Annotated in this window: 7 protein-coding genes and 1 pseudogene; 4 read left to right on the forward strand and 4 right to left on the reverse strand. The window is 73.0% G+C overall.

What is annotated here, in order from left to right; genetic code table 11:
• Positions 1-580: cation transporter (locus KCH_RS02480; RefSeq protein WP_208866031.1), on the reverse strand; the 580-nt coding region annotated here is incomplete at its 3' end.
• 707 nt (positions 581-1,287) lie between these two features.
• On the opposite strand from KCH_RS02480, the gene KCH_RS02485 reads away from it, so the two are divergent.
• From KCH_RS02485 to KCH_RS02495, 3 genes are all read left to right on the forward strand, one after another.
• Positions 1,288-1,938 (forward strand): hypothetical protein, encoded by a 651-nt coding sequence (locus KCH_RS02485; RefSeq protein ID WP_035858538.1) that lies wholly within the window; start codon positions 1,288-1,290, stop codon positions 1,936-1,938.
• Positions 1,939-2,102: 164 nt separating this feature from the next.
• Complete coding sequence (locus tag KCH_RS40800) at positions 2,103-2,426, forward strand: hypothetical protein (RefSeq protein WP_157031850.1); 324 nt, start codon at positions 2,103-2,105, stop codon at positions 2,424-2,426.
• 294 nt (positions 2,427-2,720) lie between these two features.
• Positions 2,721-3,260 (forward strand): hypothetical protein, encoded by a 540-nt coding sequence (locus KCH_RS02495; RefSeq protein WP_035858541.1) that lies wholly within the window; start codon positions 2,721-2,723, stop codon positions 3,258-3,260.
• Between the two features lie 398 nt (positions 3,261-3,658).
• On the opposite strand, the gene KCH_RS02500 is transcribed toward KCH_RS02495, so the two are convergent.
• The 3 genes and pseudogenes from KCH_RS02500 to KCH_RS02510 all read right to left on the reverse strand — a co-directional run bounded on the left by KCH_RS02500 (position 3,659) and on the right by KCH_RS02510 (position 5,516).
• Positions 3,659-3,874 (reverse strand): heavy-metal-associated domain-containing protein, encoded by a 216-nt coding sequence (locus tag KCH_RS02500; RefSeq protein WP_035858543.1) that lies wholly within the window; start codon positions 3,872-3,874, stop codon positions 3,659-3,661.
• A gap of 123 nt (positions 3,875-3,997) precedes the next feature.
• Positions 3,998-4,620 (reverse strand): annotated as a pseudogene (locus tag KCH_RS02505) (sigma-70 family RNA polymerase sigma factor).
• Between the two features lie 155 nt (positions 4,621-4,775).
• Positions 4,776-5,516 (reverse strand): PE-PGRS family protein, encoded by a 741-nt coding sequence (locus tag KCH_RS02510; RefSeq protein WP_244305103.1) that lies wholly within the window; start codon positions 5,514-5,516, stop codon positions 4,776-4,778.
• Positions 5,517-5,769: 253 nt separating this feature from the next.
• On the opposite strand from KCH_RS02510, the gene KCH_RS02515 reads away from it, so the two are divergent.
• Positions 5,770-6,000 (forward strand): AfsR/SARP family transcriptional regulator (locus KCH_RS02515; protein ID WP_035858545.1); only part of this gene is annotated, 231 nt, incomplete at its 3' end.

The raw sequence follows: 6,000 nt of genomic DNA on the forward strand, positions 1-6,000 counted from the left end.
CGGCGAGCACGAACAGCGGCACGCCGACGGCTGCCTCCAGGTAGACGTGCGCCGCGCCGCCGGTGGCGGTCAGCGCGAGCGGCATCCGCATGCCGGGCTCGCCCGCGCCGCCGAACAGCAGGGCGTACCCGGACCAGCCGAAGGACGCGGCCACGCCGAGGCTGACCAGGGTGTCCATGGTGGCGGTGGCGTGCCGCAGGCTCTGCGCGGCGCGGCGGTGGAAGCCGGCGGCGCTCCAGGTCACCACCGGCAGGGCGAGCGCGAAGCACAGCCACTGCCAGCCGTCGAACTGCCAGCCCGGCACCATCGACAGGGCCAGCACCGGCAGGGCGAGCACGGCGGTGGCCAGCAACCGCACCCCGGCCGCCCGATCCTCCCCCTCCGGGTCGGCGGCCGGCTCCCCCGTCACCAACTCGGCGGTGTAGCCGGCCCGTTCGACGGCGGCGAGCAGCTCGCCCGGCGGCAGCTCGGCCGGGTGCAGCACCCGGGCCCGGCCGGTGACGAGGTTGACGGCGGCGGTGACCCCGTCCAACCGGGCCAAGCGCTTCTCCACCCGGCCCACGCAGGCGGCGCAGGTCATCCCGCCGACGGCCAGATCGGTCACTTGCCGCTGCGCGGTCGCGCTCACCGTCCGCCCTCCCCCGCCGCGCCGTCCATGCCATCCATCCCGGCGTGCCCGTGCTGCGGTGCAGTGCTACCACCGGAGCCCGGACGCGGGCCCGGGGTGAGCGGGCCCACGATGTGGCCGACAGTGAAGGAGCCGGCCAGGACGGCAACCAGCAGCAGAGCGAAACCCGCCAACGTCGGCAACGGCCCCCGGGCCGGTCGAAGTACGTTCACACCCCAGCAGTCGCGCCACCCCCGACCCGAGTTCCCACCACTTCCCCCACCACCCGCACGAGTGATGACGCCCCCTCAACTCCGGCCCCGCTCAGCGCGACCCGGCCCACGACAGAGCAGGCCCACACGCACCGCCTGCCCCTCGACTGCCTCGACGCCTGTCCCGACGGCTGCCCCGGTTGCGAATCCCGGTCGGCAAGACCTACACCAAACGCGTGATCCCGCTGCACCCGCCTCGACCCGTGTGCCCAACTACCGGTCCGCTACTTGTTCATGCGGCGAGGCAAGCCGATGGGCCGTCAGTTCCTGTTCGACGACGCCCCGAAGATCGCCTGCCGCACGGCCGGGCTCCTCGGCTGCGACGGCATCCGCACCCATCACTGCCCACCGGTTCGGGCATGAACAGCGGGGTGGACAGCCGGCCGGCAACGGCTCAAGGTGGTCGGCATGCTGTCACTTCGGAGCATCCCCCCTACGGCCCGCCGCCGGACCCCGCTGACCAATGCGGAACGCGTCCACGTACTCGACGAGTTCAACTCCGCCGTGCGGTACCCCGACGCGCACGGCGGGCTCGCGTGCCTGCCGCTCTTCCTCGATTCCCTCGCCGAGGACGAGGCCCGGCCCGACGGCACGCGGTGGATCGTGGACGACAACGCGCGGTTGGACATGGCGGCATTGCTGCGCTACTGCTTTCCCCAGCCGGAAGTTCATGTGGTGGCCGCGGAGTACGGTGCCGCAGCCCACGAGCGTGGCTGGCTCCGTCTCGATCGGGCCTTGCGGACTGACGAGTACACGAGCCTCGTCGAGACAACCGAAGGCTGGGCGGAGACCGACCGCACCTTCGACGATGTTGTGCAGGTGTACGGTCGGCCGTCCGTGGTCTTTGGCGACCAAGATCCGCGTTCGGCCAAGACCCTTGGCTACGCTTCCGATGACCGGACCGCACCGCTCACGGTCTTCCACTTCGACGGGGCAGGCGACGCCCCTTCGGCACGCCTGCTCGCCTTCCGGAGTGGTGACGACTTGTTCGGGGCGAGCATGGGCTTCACCCCGTTCGGCGACGCCGTTGCTGACGAGCGCGAGCGGCATCGACACTGATCATCCTGTCGCCCGAGACCCCGACGAGCCAGAATGATCGCTATGACGATGTGAACGTAATGGCCAGAGATCGTGAGGCTGGTGGGGTGTCCGGGCGTGTCGCACCGGCAGGTTGGATCGAATCATCTGCGACAAAGCCCCGGGGCCTGGCGAGAATCCAGCGTATGGATGACGCGTTCACACTTCTTCGGCGGGCTGTCGAACTGCTGCCTGAGGACGCCGTGGCGGAGAACGGTCAGTCGGTCCGGAACGTTCGCGCGGAAATCGCCTTCCAGGAATGGGAGATGGCGCTCGACGTGCTGATCGAGCTCGCTGACGTCCATCCCGTGTCCACCGCCTTCTGGGCGATGCTCGTCGAGGCCGCCGTTGGTGCAAGTGGCGGGCCTGGAAAGTCAGGCACGGCACCCTTCGCGCGACGCCGACTCTGCTGGGCACCAGGCCACATTCTCAGGGGACGCGCGGCTCAGGCCACTGTGGGACATCGGTAACCGCACCGCCGACGGGCAACGAGATCTGAACACCGCAAGAAGATCAAGGCGCTGGCCACCACGGGCCTGACCGTTGCCGGCAGCGAACTCGTCTTCTCCCCGTACGACTTCCGCAGGATCTTCGTCAGCGCAACGATGGACTACAAGGCGATCAACCCGGCCGAGACCATCAAAAGGCCCATCGAGCCGTCAGCCTCGCCGGCGTCGGCGCCGAGGATAGGGTCGCTCAGATCGACAGGCGGTCGCAGAAGGCCGCCATCAGCCTCGGCTTGCCTACGACCGGGAGGGGGGTCCTTGGGTAGCGACGCGCATCGAGACGAGCCGGCCCGCGATCTGAGTAAGTGGACGCTCGACCAGTTGCAGACGTTCATCGATGAGGCCCACGGCCGGCAACTCGAGACGGCTCGCGTCGTCGCGCAGGGGCAGGCCTACAACTCCAGCCATCCCCCGGAAATCCGTCGCCGGTGGGCGAAGCTCTCGCTGCTCGCGAACCGGCGCATGCTCGACAACGCCGAGCGACGCGCTGCGCGGGTGGCCCAGCAGGACTTCATGCTCCGGACGTGGGTGATCGACCGACTGGGTCCCGACGACACGGACCCCGACTGGAGTCCCGAGGCGCTGGCGTCCGACACGCTCGACACACTGACGTTCACGCCCGCCCAGGCCGCCGGTCTCTCCGAGGGCTGGCGAGATCTTCCCCTCGAACAAATCCGCGAGCTGCGGCGGCACAAGAACCTGACAGCCCATCTGGAAAGCCTGGTCGGCCACCTGTCTCCTGGCCCGGTCCGTGAGCAACTGGTCGCCTGGACAGTGACCCGACCGCTCCTGCCTTGACCAGCCCCCAACGAGCGGGACGCCTGAACTGACCGGGTTCCGGGCGAGTTCAGAGAAGCAGGCGTGCTCGTGGACACTCGGGGTGCCGAAGTCGCGTGCGCACACGCCCAAGGCGGTCTTCCAGGCAGGCACACCGCCGCCCATCATGCCAGCCGCCGACCAGCGGTCCACGGTGCCGCCGAGCCCACACAGATCACTCAGCGCGAGCCCCCATCTGGCCTCGGCGGCGGATTCGCGACCCCTGAACCTGCGAGCTCGCGCCCGGCAGCGCGAACAGACCCGCGCCGACGGGGGCCGGGCGCAGGCTCGACGGCGAAGAGGGCGGCAAGCCTCAGCAGCGCGTGCCGTTCCCGAGCCGGGTCCACGTCGGCTCCGCACGCGCAGGTGGTGACGGGGTGTCAGAGGCGGCCGGTCAGGGTGAAGCCGGCCTCGTCGACGGCCGCGCGGATCCGGCTCTCGTCGACCTCGCCGGCGGCGGTCAGGGTGACCCGGCCGGCCTTGGCGTCGGCGGTGACGGCGGTGACGCCCGGCAGCGCGGACAGGACGGTGCCGACGGACTGTTCGCAGTGGCCGCAGCTCATTCCCTCGACGGCGAAGACGGCGGTGTTGGACATGGGTGCTCCCGGAGGTGGGTGTGGTGGGTGGACGCGGTGCGGAGTCCACGACAGCGCACCGCGGGCGGAGGAGGCACCGGGACACGCGGCCCGGTGCCCCCTTCGGATGGACCGGGGAACCGGTCAGGCCGCGCAGCCGACGGCGGCCCGGTCCGCCTGCTCGGCGTCGGCGAGCTTGCGGATCAGCACCCCGCGCGCCCGGTTGACCCGGGAGCGGACGGTGCCGACCGGGCAGCCGGTCAGTTCGGCGACCTCCTCGTACGGCAGGCCGAGCAGCGCGGTCAGCACGAAGGCGTCGCGGCGTTCGGCCGGCAGCGCGCGGAGCAGTTCGCCGAGCGCGATGCCCTCGTCGAAGCCGGGCAGGTCGTGCGGCTGGGTCAGTTCGGCGGCGCGCTGCCAGTCCTCGGTGTCGGCCAGCCGGGGCCGGCGGGCGGCGAACCGGTACCGGTCGACGACGGTCCGGCGGGCGATGGACAGCAGCCAGGTGCGCGCCGAGGAGCGGCCCTCGAAGCTCGGCAGGCTGCGCAGCGCCCGCAGGTAGGTGTCCTGGGTGAGGTCGTCGGCGGCCTGCGGCTCGCCGCTCAGGTGGGTGACGAACCGGCGGACGTCGGTGCGGGTGGCGCGCACGAACCGCTCCACCGCCGCCGGGTCGCCGCCCGGGCGGCCAGCGCCCAGGCGGTCACAGTGGGGTCGTCGGCACGGGCCGGTCCGGTGACGGGACGTGGCTCGGGCAGGGCAGGAGTCATCTCCGGGTGTCCTTGCTCGGAAGACGGAAGCGGCCGGATGGTCGGGCCGCGAGGCCGGTCCGGGGCGCGCCGACGGCACCGCGCGCCCCCGTTTCCGGGCATGCGGCGGCGTCCGGGCGGCTTCCCCGGTGTGACGGGCCGTCAGGCGACGGCGGTCACCGCCGGCGGTCCCCGGGAGGCGAGCGAGTGGACGAGCAGGCGCGACCGGGGCCGGCGGCCCGCGTCGCGCGGCCGGCGCGGGCGCGGCCGCGGGCGGTCCGGACGGCGCCGATCAGCAGCAGGACGGGTGCGAACAGGCGGGCCGCGACGGTACGGGCCAGGTCGTGCACGGCGCGTTCGCCGGCCGACAGCCACAGGCCGAGCAGCAGCGCGGCCAGCAGGTGGGCGGCGAGCATGCCGCCGCCGTTCTGATGCCCCGTCACCGCCATCGCGTGGTGCCCCATGGCGTGGTGCAGCATCGCGGGCAGCTCGGGCGGGTCGGCCAGCACGACCGCCAGCCCGTCGCCCTGCGCCGGGACGATCCCGGCGGCCTCCACCAGATGCGCGGCCTGCTCGTCGGTCAACGGCCCGGCGTTGCACAGCAGCAGCTGCGCCCACCTGGTGGCCAGCCCGCCCGGCGCGGGCGCCGCGGCGGTGGTGGCGGCGGCCTGGCCGAGCGAGAACAGCGTGTGCAGCGCGGCCTGCACGCCGACGGTCAGCGCGGTGACCAGCAGCGGCCCGCGCTCCCGCCGGGCGGTCAGCCAGGCCAGCCCCGCGGTGCCGCCGAGCGCGGCGGCCAGCGCCGGAGCGCCCACCGGCCGGCCGGACATCAGCACGTGCGCGAGGGCCGCGAGCAGCACGCAGCCGGCCGCGAACACCGCGGCCCGACCTGCCCGTACGACTCGTCCTGCTTGCATGGCCGGCTCATCGTCGCATCCTTCACACCGCCCGGGCGGCACCCTCCCGCACCTTTCCCCCAGCCGGGCGGATGTGACGGGGCTCACAGCATCGGGCCGGGAACCGGACCGCCCGCGCCGACGACCACTCCCCGGGGACGGCCTCCAGCACCGCTGCCGCCAGCACCGCTGCCTCCCCCACCGGTGCCCCGCGGCCGCCCGCGCTCCGGGACAATGATCTTGATCGGGCGGTGCGGAACGAGGGGCGGGCGACGTGCGGATCAACCTGCTGGGGCCACTTCAGGTCCTCCGGGGCGGCGAGGGCACGCCCGTCGAGGTGGGCGGGGCGCGGCTGCGGCTGCTGCTGATCCGGCTGGCGCTCGACCCGGGGCGGGTCGTCACCCGCGACCGGCTGGTGGACGACCTCTGGGCGGACGCCCCGCCCGCGGAGCCCGCCGGCGCGGTGCAGTCCCTGGTGGCCCGCCTGCGCCGAGCGCTCGGCGCC

The sequence above is a fragment of the Kitasatospora cheerisanensis KCTC 2395 genome, assembly GCF_000696185.1.
In the GTDB taxonomy this organism is placed as follows: domain Bacteria; phylum Actinomycetota; class Actinomycetes; order Streptomycetales; family Streptomycetaceae; genus Kitasatospora; species Kitasatospora cheerisanensis.

What these genes read in the sequence shown, in the direction of transcription:
- KCH_RS02510 (WP_244305103.1), bottom strand. Translation starts at nt 5,516, where the DNA reads ATGCAAGCAGGACGAGTCGTACGGGCAGGTCGGGCCGCGGTGTTCGCG.
- KCH_RS02500 (WP_035858543.1), bottom strand. Translation starts at nt 3,874, where the DNA reads ATGTCCAACACCGCCGTCTTCGCCGTCGAGGGAATGAGCTGCGGCCAC.
- KCH_RS02485 (WP_035858538.1), top strand. Translation starts at nt 1,288, where the DNA reads ATGCTGTCACTTCGGAGCATCCCCCCTACGGCCCGCCGCCGGACCCCG.
- KCH_RS40800 (WP_157031850.1), top strand. Translation starts at nt 2,103, where the DNA reads ATGGATGACGCGTTCACACTTCTTCGGCGGGCTGTCGAACTGCTGCCT.